The following is a 13,793-nucleotide window of genomic DNA, read 5'->3' as shown; positions in this document are numbered from 1 at the left end:
CGTCATGCTGAAGTCGGAAAACGCAGCGGCGGGAGAGTTCCTCCGCTGGGACAAGGGGAGTTTCTTGATGATCCGCATTGCTCCGGCCGGACGCATGCTGGCTCTCGCGGCCGCCGCGAGCCTGGCCCTGACGGCCTGTGGGGGCGGCGACACCACCGCGCAGGAGAGCCCGTCCGCCGCGGCCTCCGACGCGGCCTCGTCCGCGGCGCCCGCGGCCAAGGGCGACGGCACGCTGACCCTGGGCACGCTGCTGCCGCAGACGGGGTCGCTGGCGTTCCTCGGCCCGCCCGAGTTCGCCGGCGTCGACCAGGCGGTCAAGGAGATCAACGAGGCCGGCGGCGTGCTCGGCAAGCCGGTGAACAAGATCCACACCGACTCGGGTGACACGACGACGAACATCGCCGCGCAGTCGGTCGACAAGCTGATCTCGCAGAAGGCCGACGCGATCATCGGCGCCGCGTCCTCGTCGGTGTCGGAGTCGGTCGTCGACAAGATCACCGGCGCCGGTCTGGTGCAGTTCTCGCCGGCCAACACCTCCGACAAGTTCACCACCATCGAGGACGACGGCCTCTACTTCCGCACCGCCCCGCCGGACAAGCTCCAGGGCCGCGTGCTGGGCGACCTGATCGTGGCGGACGGCAACGACACCATCGGCATCATGGCGATGCAGGACTCCTACGGCTCCGGTCTGGCCGACCAGGTGACGGCGACGGCCGAGGCGGCCGGCGCGCAGGTGGTCGAGCGGGTCGACTACGACCCGAAGGCGGCCGACTTCTCCGCCGACGTGGCCAAGGTCAAGGCCAAGAGCCCCAAGGCGATCGTGCTGATCGGCTTCGAGGAGGGCGCCAAGGTCATCCAGGAGCTGGTCAAGCAGGGCCTGTCGACGGACAAGGTCAAGTGGTACCTGGTCGACGGCAACATGTCGAACACCAACTACCTGGACATGCCCAAGGGCACGCTGGACGGCGTGAAGGGCACGATCCCGGGCGCCGAGGCGCCGACGGCCTTCCGCGAGAAGCTCATGAAGACCGACCCCGACCTGGACGACTTCACCTACGCGGCGGAGTCGTACGACGCGGCCATCCTGATCGCGCTGGCCGCCGAGGCGGCCAAGGACGACAGCGGCAAGTCGATCGCGGGCAAGCTGGCCGAGGTCAGCAAGGGCGGCGAGAAGTGCAAGGACTTCAAGACCTGCGCCGACCTGCTCAAGGCCGGCAAGGACATCGACTACGACGGCGTCAGCGGCCCGATCGAGTTCGACGACGCCGGTGACCCGGCGGTCGCCACGATCGGCGTCTACCAGTACGGCAAGGACAACAAGTACGCCGCCAAGGCGCTGGAGTACCGCACCGGCAACATCGCCGGCTAGCCGCCGCCCAGGTCGCAGACGTCGGCCGCGTAGCGGATGAGGCGTTTCTGCACCTGCTCGGGCGGCGTGAGGATGACGACGCGTTCCTCGCCCCCGTCGACGCTGGCGCGGGCGGGGAACATGAACGCCTTCTTGGCCTCGGCGAACGCGTGCGCGTCGCAACGGGCCGGGGTGATCTCGAACGGCACCTCGGCCCGCTGCGCGGAGGCGTCCAGCGTGGCCCGCAAACTCTCCCCGCCGGTGACGAGGTAGTGCGTGGTGCCGCCGACGGAGTGCACGGTGACGGCGCCGGGGCCACGGCGGGTGAGCGTGAGCGTGGTGCGCATGGCGTCGCCGTGCTGCTTCCACTCGGGGCCGAAGGCGAGGTCGGCGGCCTGCCTGATGAGGTGTTCCGAGCACTCGTCGCGCACGAGCCTGGCGAGCACCGGGTCGGGGTGGGGCACCGGGAAGACGACGCGGCGCAGCTTCTGCTCGGAGCCGGTGCGCACGTGGGCCACGACGGTGGCGGGCCGCACCTCGGGCAGCCCCTGAGCGGGACAGACGGCCTTCCCATAAGGAATGGGGAGATCAGTCCTCGCCGTCCGTTTGATGGTGGAATCAGTCTTTTGTGCGGGAACCGTGGTCAATGACGGTGTCACGAGTTGAAGATCCGCGAAATACACCGGGGTGTCGCTCGTATTCCGTACGGCCACCTGTAACCGGTGCGCGGCCTCGTCCGAACGCCATTGTCCCAGCGTGACCGACACGCCCGCGGGCGGCTCGGCGGACGGCGCGGGGGGCGGAGGCGAGCTGCACCCGGCGGCGAGGACGACCAGCATGCCGATGGTCCAAATGCGCTTCACGTCCTTCACATTAGGCACACCCCGGGCCCAGTCGTAAGTTGAGGACTGATTACGACTCCGCATCCAAGTGCCGACAGTTCATCTGCGCATCTGGCCCCGATGTCCAGGCATTTTGTACGTTTCCGTCATTCGATCGGGAACGCTCGGCGGTGCTGACGGATCCCGGCCTGGAAATGAAGGAGATTACTTCATGATCCGCATTGCTCCCGTGGGACGGGTGCTGGCTGTCGCGGCTGCCACCAGCCTCGCCCTGACAGCTTGCGGTGGCGGCAGCAACACCGCCACGCCTGAATCCCCCTCGGCCGCCCCATCCTCCGCGGCCCCCGCGGCGAAGGGCGACGGCACGCTGACCCTGGGCACGCTGCTGCCGCAGACCGGATCGCTCGCCTTCCTCGGCCCGCCCGAGTTCGCCGGCGTCGACCTGGCGGTCAAGGAGATCAACGAGGCCGGTGGCGTCCTGGGCAAGCCGGTGAACAAGATCCACACCGACTCCGGCGACACCACCACGAACATCGCCTCGCAGTCGGTCGACAAGCTCCTGACGCAGAACGCCGACGCCATCATCGGCGCCGCGTCCTCGTCGGTGTCGGAGTCGGTCATCGACAAGATCACGGGCGCCGGTGTGGTCCACTTCTCCCCGGCCAACACCTCCGACAAGTTCACCACGATCGAGGACAAGGGCCTGTACTTCCGCACCGCGCCGCCGGACCAGCTCCAGGGCCGCGTGCTGGGTGACCTGATCATCTCCGACGGCAACGCCTCCATCGCCATCATGGCGATGCAGGACTCCTACGGCACCGGCCTGGCCGACCAGGTGGCCAAGACGGTCCAGGACGGTGGCGGCCAGGTCGTCGAGCGGGTCGACTACGACCCGAAGGCCGCCGACTTCTCCGCCGACGTGGCCAAGATCAAGGCCAAGAGCCCGCAGGCCGTCGTGCTGATCGGCTTCGAGGAGACCGCCAAGGTCATCGGCGAGCTGATCAAGCAGGGCATGCCGGCCGACAAGGTCAAGTGGTACATGGTCGACGGCAACATGTCGAACACCAACTACATCAAGATGCCCAAGGGCACGCTCAAGGGCGTCAAGGGCACCTACCCCGGCGCCGCCTCGCCCGACGAGTTCCGGCAGAGCCTGATGGCGGTCGACCCCAAGCTCGAGGACTTCACCTACGCCCCCGAGTCCTACGACGCCGCCAACCTGATCGCGCTGGCCGCCGAGGTCGCCAAGAGCGACGTGGGCGCCGACATCGCGGCCAAGCTGGCCGAGGTCAGCAAGGGCGGCGAGAAGTGCACCAACTTCAAGACCTGCTCGGAGCTGCTGAAGGCGGGCAAGGACTTCGACTACGACGGCGTGAGCGGTCCGGTCGAGTTCAACGACGCCGGTGACCCGGCCGTCGCCACCATCGGCATCTACCAGTACGGCGACGACAACAAGTACCCCGTGAAGGCGCTGGAGTACCGCACGGGCAACATCGAGGGCTGATCCCCGCCCCAAATGTGAAGGGCCCGGTCTTCCCCCCTGAGACCGGGCCCTTCGGCATGCTCAGCGGCAGCCCGCCTCGATCTGCCCGGCCGCCGCGCGATAGCGCTTGAGCAGCGCCACCTGCCGCTCGCGCGGCGTGCGCGACTTCGACAGGTCCGCGGTCGTGGACTCGACCGTACGCACCGCCGTGCCGAGGGAGTCCGGCAGGCGGGGGCCGAACTGGCGGGTGATGCCGTGCACCTCGGCCAGCCGGCCGATGACGGCGTCCTGGAAGTCCTGCTCGTCCTCGTGGCCCGCGGGTTCGAGCAGCAGGCCCGCGTAGCCGATGGCGGAGACCACGCGCGCGCACGGGTCGTCGTCGGGGTCGCCGCCGGTGCTGTAGGTGCCGGTGGAGGGTGAGGGACCGCAGGCGGCGGTCAGGAGGACGAGGAGCGCCGAGGCCGCGAGACGTTTCACACCGCCCATTGAAGACCGCCGGCCGCCAACGGAGAAGGGGCCCCCGCAGGAGCCCCTTCCCGTGCCTTGTCGTCCGTGCCTCACGCCTTGGCGAGCGTGCCCAGATACAGCTCGATGACCTTGGGGTCGCGGGCGAGCTGCCGGCCGGTGCCGGTGTAGGCGTTGCGGCCCTGGTCGAGCACGTAGCCGCGGTGGCAGATCTGCAGGCAGCGCCGGGCGTTCTGCTCCACCATGATCACGGTCACGCCGGCCTTGTTGATCTGCTGGGCCTGGATGAACACCAGGTCCTGCAGCTTGGGCGACAGACCGGCCGACGGCTCGTCGAGCAGCAGCACCGACGGCTCGGTCATGAGCGCCCTGGCCATCGCCACCATCTGCCGCTCGCCGCCCGACAGGGAGCCGGCCCGCTGCTTGCGCCGCTCCTTGAGCGCCGGGAACAGCTCGGCGACGAACTCGAAGCGCTCCTTGAACTTGCCGGGCACCTGGAAGGCGCCCATCTCGAGGTTCTCCTCGATGGTGAGGCTGGGGAAGACGTTGTTGGTCTGCGGCACGTACCCGACGCCCCGTGCGACCAGCTCGTGCGCCTTCATGTTCGTGATGTTCTCACCCTTGAGCGTGACGCTGCCGCTGCGGATGTTGACCAGCCCGAACATGGCCTTGAGCAGGGTCGACTTGCCGGCGCCGTTGGGGCCGATGATGCCGATCAGCTCGCCGTCGCCCACGTAGAGGTCGGAGCCGTTGAGGATGTTGACGCCCGGCAGGTAGCCGGCGATCAGCTCGTCGCAGCGCAGGACGGCGTTCTCGGCGCCGGCCACGTGCGCGCTGCGGTCGGTGACCGCCGACGTGGACTCGGGGACGGCGTTCACTTCTTCGTCTCCTCTTCGAACTCGGCCTCGAGCGCCTGCTCGGCCTCGTGGAGCTGTTCGGCGAGCTCGCCCTCGTCGAGCGGGGCGTCGTGGTGGGCGCCCAGGTAGGCGTCGATGACCCGCTCGTCCGACATGATCGTGTCGGGCGGGCCCTCGGCGATGACGGCGCCCTGGGCCATGACGACGACCCAGTCGCTGATGTCGCGGACCATGTCCATGTCGTGCTCGACGAACAGCACGGTCATGCCCTGCTCGCGCAGGTCCTTGACGTGCCCGAGCAGCGACTGGGTGAGGGCCGGGTTGACGCCCGCCATCGGCTCGTCGAGCATGACCAGCTCCGGCTGGACCATGAGCGCGCGGGCCATCTCCAGCAGCTTGCGCTGGCCGCCGGACAGCGACCCGGCGAAGTCGTCGCGCTTGGCGTCGAGCTTGAAGCGGACCAGCAGCTCCTCCGCCCGCTCGGTGATCTCGTCCTCCTGGCCGCGCCAGATCGCCGGCACGAGCGCCCGCCAGAAGTTCTCGCCGCGCTGCTTCTGCGCGCCCAGGCGCATGTTCTCCAGCACGGTGAGCTTCGACAGCGCCTTGGTGAGCTGGAACGTGCGCACCATGCCGGCGCGGGCCACCTTGTGGGCGGGCACGCCGTTCATGTTGCGGCCGTTGAACGTCCACTGGCCGGAGTCGGCGGTGTCGAAGCCGGTCAGCTGGTTGAAGAACGTGGTCTTGCCGGCGCCGTTGGGGCCGATCAGCGCGGTGATGGAGCCGCGCTGCACCTCGACGTGCTGGACGTCGACGGCGGTCAGGCCGCCGAAGCGGCGCACCACGTTGTCCACGACGAGGATCGGGTCCGGCTTGGCCACCCCGGGGTCGTGGGCGAGGTCCTTGAAGGCGGCCAGGGCGGCGGCCTTGCGGTCGGTGGTGGTTTCAGCGTGCATCGATTGCTATCTCCCTCTTGTCACCGAAGATGCCCTGTGGCCGGAAGACGAGCAAGAGGATGAGTCCCAGCCCGACGAGGAGGAAGCGGAACGGGCCCACCTGGGTGGAGTCCAGGAAGGTGATCGCGCCCGACTCGACCGCACCGCTGAGCACGCCGTTGACCAGCACCAGCAGCACCCAGAAGATCGCCGAGCCGACGACCGGGCCGAACACCCGGGCCGCGCCGCCGAGGATGACGATCGTGTAGGCGAAGAAGGTGGTCTCGGTGCCGAAGATGTCCGGCTGCACCGAGGCGTAGGCCAGGCCGTAGATGAAGCCGCCGAGGCAGCCGATGACGCCGCCCAGGATGAGCGACTGCATCTTGTACGAGAAGACGTTCTTGCCGAGGCTGCGCACGGCGTCCTCGTCCTCGCGGATCGCCTTGAGCACGCGGCCCCACGGGCTCTTCATGAGCAGGAAGACGATGGCGCAGGAGAGGGCGACGAGGATCCAGCCGACGACGAGCACCCACAGCGTCCGCTCGCCGAACAGCAGCCAGCCGAACCCGTACTCCCCCTCGGGGAAGGGGTTGAGCGCGTAGAAGCCGTCGGAGAAGCCGCGCCGGCCGTCGGAGCCGCCGAAGACGTCCTTGAACGCCACCGAGCGGAACACCAATCGGACGATCTCGGCCGCCGCGATGGTGACGATGGCCAGGTAGTCGGCGCGCAGCCGCAGCGTGGGGATGCCCAGCACGAGCGCCAGCAGGACGGCCGACAGCAGGCCGACCCCGATGCCGATCCAGAACGGCAGGCCGAGCACGGTGACGGTGACCGCCAGGCCGTAGCCGGCGACGGCGAGGAACGCCGACTGCCCGAAGTTGAGCAGGCCGGTGTAGCCGAAGTGGATGTTGATGCCGATCGCGGCGAGCGCGTACCAGACCGTCTCGACGCCGATGGCGGCCTTGACGGTGGTGGAGATGATCGTGATCCAGTCCATGGTTCCCCCCGTCAGCCGATCCGCTCGCGGCGGCCGAGGATGCCCTGCGGCCGGAAGAGGAGCACGATGATGAGCACGGCCAGCGCGCCGACGCTCTTGAGCTCCGGCGGCACCCACAGCGTGGAGACCTGGATGAACAGGCCGACGATGATGGAGCCGACCAGCGCGCCGAACGCCGTGCCGAGCCCGCCGAGCGTGACGCCGGCGAAGATGAGCAGCAGGATGTCCTGGCCCATGGTGAACTTCAGGTTCTGCGACAGGCCGAGCATGATGCCGGCCAGCGCGGCGATGGCGCCGCCCATGGTCCAGATGATGCGGATGACCCGGTCGACGTTGATGCCGGAGGAGGCGGCGAGCGCCGGGTTGTCGGCCACGGCGCGGGCGGCCTTGCCGGTGCGGGTGCGCAGCAGGGCGACGCCGACGACGACCAGGACGATCAGCTCGATGCCCATGGCGACGAAGTTCTTCGGCGCCGCCGAGATCGGGCCGACCTGGATGCCGGGCTGGGCGTTGTACTGGGCGAACGCCTCGCTCTGGCCGCCGAACAGGATGAGGAAGAGGTAGCGCAGGAAGATCGCCACACCGATTGAGACGATCATCATGGCGATGATGCCGGTGCCGCGGCGGCGCAGCTGGCCCCAGAAGAACCTGTCCTGCGCGTAGCCCAGCCCGCCGGCGAGGATGACCGCGATGATCGCGGCGGGGATGAGGTGCAGGCCGATGCCGGTGTTGAAGGCGTAGGCGAGCAGTGCGCCGAGCGTGACCAGCTCACCGTGGGCGAAGTTGGTCAGGCCGGTGGTGCCGTAGATGAGCGACAGGCCGAGCGCCGCCAGGGCGATGATCAGCCCCAGGTTGAGACCCTCGAAGGTGAGCTGCGCGGCCCGTTCCCAGAAGGCGCTGCCCCCGCCGCCGGGCTGCGCGGGCTCCTCGCCCGCGGCGGTCTTGGGCTGCAGGGCGAACAGCACGCTCGCCGGGTTGCCCTCGTAGACGGTCGGCGTGCGGACGTTCTTGCCGCCGACGATCTGCAGGTCCGCGGGGAGGGTGCTGACATCCAGCGTGACCTTGAACTTGCCGGGCTTCTCGACCGGCACCTCCCATGTGCCCTTGGCGTCACTGGTGACCTCCTGAACGGGTTGTCCGCTCTCGGTGGTCACGACGATCTTCACGCCGTTCACTGGCTGGCCTTGGTGTTGGAGTGTTCCCCTCAGGCTCTGTTCCGGATCCGCCGCATGGGCAGGAACGGCGAGCAGGAGAATGAGTCCACCCAGGAAGGCCGTGAACGCGATCACGGCTCTGCGCAATGGTGCTCCCTCAGATAGGTCAAGGCGGGGTTGTGCCCCTCCATCTCGACACGCGGGCATCGCAGGCACGACTGGGATGCTGTGGCGGGAGCTTATTCCGGGTACGCCCGGTTCAGTATGGTTCGTCACCAATTAGTGACATGCGTGTGTCACTTGTGTGAGCAAACAACGCGGCAGGTCAGGGGCTAAATGAGCGGACACGCCTGGCGCGGTGACTAACGAATCGCTAACGATACAAGCGGAATTCATAAAAACGAGCCCGGGGGAGACCTTTGGTGCCGTATGAGGCTTCCCCGGCCTCACCCGTTGTCTACTCGGCCTCCCCGCGGGCTCCGCTGGGGACAACCGTAGCGATCCCCGGGCCCTGTGCGCAAAGGGGCTGGTGCGATCAGGCGTCGCGCAGCATGCAGGTGAGGCGGGAGGTGCACACCCGCCGCCCCTGCTCGTCGGAGATCTCGATGTCGTACGTGGCCAGCGTGCGGCCGCCGTGCAGCCGGGTCGCCACCCCCGTCACGTGCCCGGAGGTCGCCGGACGGTGGTGGGTGGCGTTGATCTCGATCCCCACCGCGATCCTGCCGGGGCCGGCGAAGAGGGCGGCCCCCGTCGAGCCGAGCGTCTCGGCCAGCACCACCGAGGCGCCGCCGTGCAGCAGGCCGTACGGCTGCGTGTTGCCCGCCACCGGCATCCGCGCCACCACGCGCTCGGCGCTCGCCTCCAGGAACTCGATGCCCATCCGGTCGGCCAGCGTGCCCTCGTGCACGGCGGTGAAGGAGGCCGGGTCTATCTGCGTCAAGGGGACGCCTCCAGTCTTTCGAGCTCGGGTTTTCTGTCGCAGTTGGAGACTAGGCTGCCTGTGTGCCGAAGAGTGAAGTGACCCCCAGCCGACCCTGCCTGCTGCTGCTTGACGGGCATTCCCTGGCTTATCGCGCGTTCTACGCGCTGAAAGACGCCAACCTGATGACCACCGACGGTCAGCACACCGAGGCGGTCTACGGGTTCACCTCGATGCTGACCAACATCCTGCGTGACGAGCAGCCCACGCACGTGGCGGTGGCCTTCGACCGATCGGAGCCGACGTTCCGGCACGAGGAATACTCCGATTACAAGGCCAACCGCAGCGAGACGCCCGAAGACTTCCGCGGCCAGATGCAGCTCATCTACGAGCTGCTCGACACGCTGCGCATCCCGCGCCTGTCCAAGGCCGGCTTCGAGGCCGACGACCTGATCGCCACGCTGGCCACCCGCGCCGGTGCCGAGGGCATGAGCGTGCTCATCGTCACCGGCGACCGCGACGCGCTGCAGCTCGTCAACGACGACGTCACCGTGCTCATGACCCGCCGCGGCATCAGCGACATGACGCGCTTCACGCCGGAGGCCGTCCAGGAGAAGTACGGCCTCACCCCGGTGCAGTATCCCGACTTCGCGGCGCTGCGCGGCGACCCGTCCGACAACCTGCTCAGCATTCCCGGCGTCGGCGAGAAGACCGCGGCCAAGTGGGTGCGCGAGTTCGGCTCGCTGACCGAGCTCGTCGACCGGGTCGACGAGGTCAAGGGCAAGGTCGGCGACAAGCTGCGCGAGCACGTCGCCCAGGTGCTGATGAACCGGCGGCTCACCGAGCTGCTGCGCGACGTCCCCCTGGAGGCCGAGCTGGCCGACCTCAAGCAGGGCGCCTGGGAGCGCGAAGAGGTCAACAAGCTGTTCGACACCCTGCAGATCCGCGGCGAGCTGCGCGAGCGCGTCTTCAAGACCCTCGGCACCGGCGAGCAGGAGCCCGACCAGGGCTTCGAGGTCGAGACCGTGATCCTCGGCCCCGACCGGGTGGCCGGCTGGCTGTCGGCGCTGCCCGAGGGCCGCGCCGGCGTGGCGTTCAAGGGCGTCTACGGCAGCGGCACCGGCCGCGTCGACGCCATCGCCATCGCCTCCCCCGACGGCACCGCCGCGCACATCGACCCGGTCAAGCTGACCGAGGCCGACGAGGCCGCGCTGCGCGCCTACCTGGCCGACCCCGCAAGGCCCAAGGCCGTCCACGACGCCAAGGGCCCCATCCTGGCGCTGTGGGCGCAGGGCATGGAGCTGCGCGGCCTGTCGTGCGACACCGCGCTGGCGGCCTACCTGGCGATGCCGGGGCAGCGCACGTTCGCGCTCGAGGACCTCGCCCGCCGCTACCTCAACCGCGACCTGCGCGCCGAGGAGGAGTCCGACGGCCAGGCCGCCCTGTTCGGCGACGACGAGGACGCCCCCGCCAAGGACCTGGCCCTGCGCGCCCACGCGGTGCGCGAGCTGGCCGACGCCCTGGAGGGCTTCCTCGCCGGGCGCGGCGGCACCCAGCTCCTGAGCGACGTCGAGCTGCCGCTGCTGACCGTGCTGGCCGAGATGGAGCGCGCCGGCATCGCCGTCGACAGCGAATACTTCGCCGGGCTGGAGGCCGAGTTCGGCGCCGCCGTCAAGCACGCGGTCGAGGAGGCCCACCGCTCCGTCGGCGAGCAGTTCAACCTCGGCTCGCCCAAGCAGCTGCAGGAGGTGCTGTTCGTCAAGCTCGGCCTGCCCAAGACCAAGAAGATCAAGACCGGCTACAGCACCGACGCCGACCAGCTCGCCTGGCTCGTCACCCAGACCGAGCACGAGCTGCCGACGATCATGCTGCGCCACCGCGACCAGACCAAGCTGCGCACCACGGTCGAGGGCCTGATCAAGGAGATCGGCGACGACGGCCGCATCCACACCACCTTCAACCAGATCATCGCCGCCACCGGCCGCCTGTCGTCGGAGAAGCCCAACCTGCAGAACATCCCCATCCGCACCGCCGAAGGCCGCCGCATCCGGCAGGGCTTCGTCGTCGGCGAGGGCTACGAGACGCTGCTCACCGCCGACTACAGCCAGATCGAGCTGCGCATCATGGCCCACCTGTCGGGCGACGAGTCGCTGATCGCCGCGTTCGAGTCGGGTCACGACTTCCACCAGGCCACCGCCGCCCGCGTCTTCGACCTGCCGCCCGAGCAGATCGACGGCGAGCTGCGCGCCCGCATCAAGGCGATGAACTACGGCCTCGCCTACGGATTGTCCGACTTCGGGCTGGCGGGCCAGCTCAACATCCCGGTCGCCGAGGCACGGGCCCTGAAGGAGGAATACTTCGAGGAGTTCGGCGGCGTGCGCGACTTCCTGCACGACATCGTCCGCCAGGCGCGCACCAACGGCTACACCGAGACCATGATGGGCCGCCGCCGCTACCTGCCCGACCTCACCAGCGACAACCGCCAGCGGCGGGAGATGGCCGAGCGGATGGCGCTCAACGCCCCCATCCAGGGCTCGGCGGCCGACATCATCAAGGTCGCCATGCTGCACGTCCGCCAGGCGCTGGCCGAGGAGGGGCTGGGCTCGCGCATGCTCCTCCAGGTGCACGACGAGCTCGTCTTCGAGGTGGCTCCGGGCGAGCTGGAGACGCTGCGGCAGCTCGTGAGCGACCAGATGAACGCCGCCTACCAGCTCCGGGTTCCCCTGGAGGTCTCCGTCGGCATCGGCCGCACCTGGGAAGACGCCGGCCACTGACCCGCACCCCCGGGGAGGTCCCGCCCGGCGCGGGCCCTCCGCCCGGGGCGCGCCCACGGTCCAGACCCCGTCCGGGGTGGGGGGCGCCCGCGCGCCCTCTGGGCGGCCGCCTGGCGCGGCGCGGGCCCTCCGTGCGGGGCTGGCCTGGCCCCGTCCTGGGTGAGCGGCCGCCTGCGGGGCCCCGGCCCCGGCGCGGCGTGGCTGCTCTCCGCCTGGAGAGGGCCTTCCGCGCGGCGTGCGCCCTCTGGGCGGCCGCCTGGTACGGCCCCCAGGTGGCGTGCGACCTTCCAGGCCCTCGCCCCGGCTGGGAGGCCCTCCGACGGGGGGCCCTCCGCGGAGTGGGCCCTCTGGGTGGCCGCCTGGCGCGGCGCGGGCCAGGGTGTGCGGGCGCCTGCGGGCCCGGCTCCGGCACGGCGTGGGCGCTCTGGGTGGCCGCCTGGCGCGGCCCCCGGGTGGCGCGCCCCCTTCCAGGCCCTCTCCCAGCTGATCGGGCCCTCGGCCGGCGTGCGGCCTCCAGGCGGGGCAGGCTCTTCCCGTCGTGCCGCCTCCCCGTAGGCCGATCCCCTCGGGGTGTGGTCGGCCCCGGCGCGGTGGGGCCCTCTGGGCGCTTGCGGGGGTGGTTGCCTTCGGGTGGGGCGTCGGGGCAGGTGGTGCCGGGGTCCTGGGTGGGTTGCGGTGGGGGTGGGTTTCGTCCTGGTTCGGCGGGGCATGGCACTTTTTTCGTGATCCTTTGGATTACGCTGAGGGAAGCTTTCCCCGAGTGGCACAGGAGTTTTGTGCAGTCCCTTACGCGGATCATCGGCGTGACGAACGTCCTGGTCGTGGTCACGGCGATCGTCGGGCTCTGGCTGGTGCCCGGCGACCGGCCCGTGGCGGCCCCGCCCGCGCGGGCCCAGGAACGGTCCACGGCGGCGCCGACGGGCCCGGCGGTCGGCGAGGTGGCCGAGCCGCCGGGCGTCGTGGCGACCCCCGAGTTCGCCAAGCAGGTCAAGGCCAACGAGCTCGGCAAGATCCCGGTGCTGATGTACCACCGGCTGGTCGGCAAGCGGCGCTCGTCGATCGACCGCACGCCCGCCCAGTTCAGGCAGGAGCTGGAGAAGCTCGCCAGGAAGGGGTACGTGCCGATCAGCGCGGCGGAGTTCGCGGCGGGCGACATCCGGGTGCCGGCCGGGAAGTTCCCGGTCGTGCTCACGTTCGACGACGGCCATCCCAGTCATTTCGCGCTGGACGCCGCCGGGAAGCCCGCCCGGGACACGGCGGTGGGCATCCTGCTGGACGTGGCCGCGCGCCATCCGGGGTTCCGGCCGGTGGCCACGTTCTGGGTCAACCAGGCGCCGTTCGGGCTGCGGAGCGAGCGGGAGCAGGAGGCGGCGGTGCGCTGGCTGACCGGCAACGGGTTCGAGGTGGCCAACCACACCTGGTCCCATCCGGACCTGCGCTCGCTCGCCACGAAGAAGGTGCGCAAGCAGATCGCCAGGCTCGACCGGATGCTGGGCCGGCTGGGCGTGGACAAGGTGACGACGCTGGCGCTGCCGTACGGGTCGATGCCGCGTTCGAAGAAGGCGGCCCGGCAGGGGTCGTGGGAGGGCACGCGCTACGACTACGACGGGGTGTTCCTGGCCGGGGCCGAGCCGTCCGTTTCGCCGTACGCGAAAAAGTTCGACAGGGGCGCGATCCAGCGGATCCAGAGCAACGGCAAGAAGGGCGAATGCCGCAAGTGGTGCTCGCAGTACTGGCTGGAATGGCTGGACAAGCACCCAGGCGAGCGGTATGTGTCCGACGGCGACCCGGAGCGCGTCTCCATCCCTCGTCGGCTTCGGGGTAATATCGAGGCAAAGCACAGGCCCCGGGTCAACGCTTACTAGCCGCGGTGGATGTGCCGGTTGGATTGACCCCGTGGCGATGGTCTCATATGCTGATCGCTGCGCTGTGGGCTCGCGCGCGCCTCAGACGGAGCGGGCTCGCGCTCGGTCACGTCGATGTCGTAACTCCTCGGCTTGATGCGGAAGAGGGCCTGCCGCG

11 protein-coding genes are annotated in these 13,793 nt (G+C 69.6%); 4 read left to right on the top strand and 7 right to left on the bottom strand.

Annotated features, from left to right (window positions below):
• Positions 1 to 67 precede the first annotated feature (67 nt).
• Positions 68 to 1,369, top strand: coding sequence for an ABC transporter substrate-binding protein (locus ACWDXC_RS23315; RefSeq protein WP_449985269.1), 1,302 nt, complete (start codon positions 68 to 70; stop codon positions 1,367 to 1,369).
• Here the strand turns inward: ACWDXC_RS23315 and ACWDXC_RS23310 are convergent.
• A complete protein-coding gene (locus tag ACWDXC_RS23310) occupies positions 1,366 to 1,884 on the bottom strand; it encodes a hypothetical protein (RefSeq protein WP_375071697.1) in 519 nt (172 codons plus the stop codon). The genes ACWDXC_RS23315 and ACWDXC_RS23310 overlap by 4 nt on opposite strands.
• Positions 1,885 to 2,401: 517 nt before the next feature.
• Here ACWDXC_RS23310 and ACWDXC_RS23305 point away from each other — a divergent pair.
• Complete coding sequence (locus tag ACWDXC_RS23305) at positions 2,402 to 3,694, top strand: ABC transporter substrate-binding protein (RefSeq protein WP_219502497.1); 1,293 nt, start codon at positions 2,402 to 2,404, stop codon at positions 3,692 to 3,694.
• Positions 3,695 to 3,754: 60 nt separating this feature from the next.
• On the opposite strand, the gene ACWDXC_RS23300 is transcribed toward ACWDXC_RS23305, so the two are convergent.
• The 6 genes from ACWDXC_RS23300 to ACWDXC_RS23275 all read right to left on the bottom strand — a co-directional run bounded on the left by ACWDXC_RS23300 (position 3,755) and on the right by ACWDXC_RS23275 (position 8,958).
• A complete protein-coding gene (locus ACWDXC_RS23300) occupies positions 3,755 to 4,150 on the bottom strand; it encodes a hypothetical protein (protein WP_219502499.1) in 396 nt (131 codons plus the stop codon).
• Positions 4,151 to 4,230: 80 nt separating this feature from the next.
• A complete protein-coding gene (locus ACWDXC_RS23295; protein ID WP_219502501.1) occupies positions 4,231 to 5,016 on the bottom strand; it encodes an ABC transporter ATP-binding protein in 786 nt (261 codons plus the stop codon).
• Positions 5,013 to 5,948, bottom strand: coding sequence for an ABC transporter ATP-binding protein (locus ACWDXC_RS23290; protein ID WP_449985264.1), 936 nt, complete (start codon positions 5,946 to 5,948; stop codon positions 5,013 to 5,015). The genes ACWDXC_RS23295 and ACWDXC_RS23290 overlap by 4 nt, the downstream gene beginning before the upstream one ends.
• Complete coding sequence (locus ACWDXC_RS23285) at positions 5,938 to 6,924, bottom strand: branched-chain amino acid ABC transporter permease (protein WP_219502506.1); 987 nt, start codon at positions 6,922 to 6,924, stop codon at positions 5,938 to 5,940. The genes ACWDXC_RS23290 and ACWDXC_RS23285 overlap by 11 nt, the downstream gene beginning before the upstream one ends.
• 11 nt (positions 6,925 to 6,935) lie before the next feature.
• On the bottom strand, positions 6,936 to 8,090 hold the full coding sequence (locus tag ACWDXC_RS23280; RefSeq protein WP_449985262.1) for a branched-chain amino acid ABC transporter permease: 1,155 nt from the start codon (positions 8,088 to 8,090) through the stop codon (positions 6,936 to 6,938).
• 523 nt (positions 8,091 to 8,613) lie between these two features.
• Entirely contained in the window at positions 8,614 to 8,958 is a 345-nt protein-coding gene (locus tag ACWDXC_RS23275) for a hotdog fold thioesterase (protein ID WP_364172912.1), read from the bottom strand.
• A gap of 122 nt (positions 8,959 to 9,080) precedes the next feature.
• Between ACWDXC_RS23275 and polA the strand changes: the two genes are divergently transcribed.
• Together polA and ACWDXC_RS23265 are read left to right on the top strand one after the other, a co-directional pair.
• Positions 9,081 to 11,771 (top strand): DNA polymerase I, encoded by a 2,691-nt coding sequence (gene polA, locus ACWDXC_RS23270; protein WP_449985259.1) that lies wholly within the window; start codon positions 9,081 to 9,083, stop codon positions 11,769 to 11,771.
• Between the two features lie 776 nt (positions 11,772 to 12,547).
• Positions 12,548 to 13,636, top strand: coding sequence for a polysaccharide deacetylase family protein (locus ACWDXC_RS23265; RefSeq protein WP_449985256.1), 1,089 nt, complete (start codon positions 12,548 to 12,550; stop codon positions 13,634 to 13,636).
• The last annotated feature ends 157 nt before the right edge of the window (positions 13,637 to 13,793 follow it).

Source organism: Nonomuraea sp. NPDC003214, from assembly GCF_053590035.1.
The sequence above is the reverse complement of the archived record's forward strand: the minus strand, read 5'-3'. Positions and strand labels throughout refer to the sequence as shown.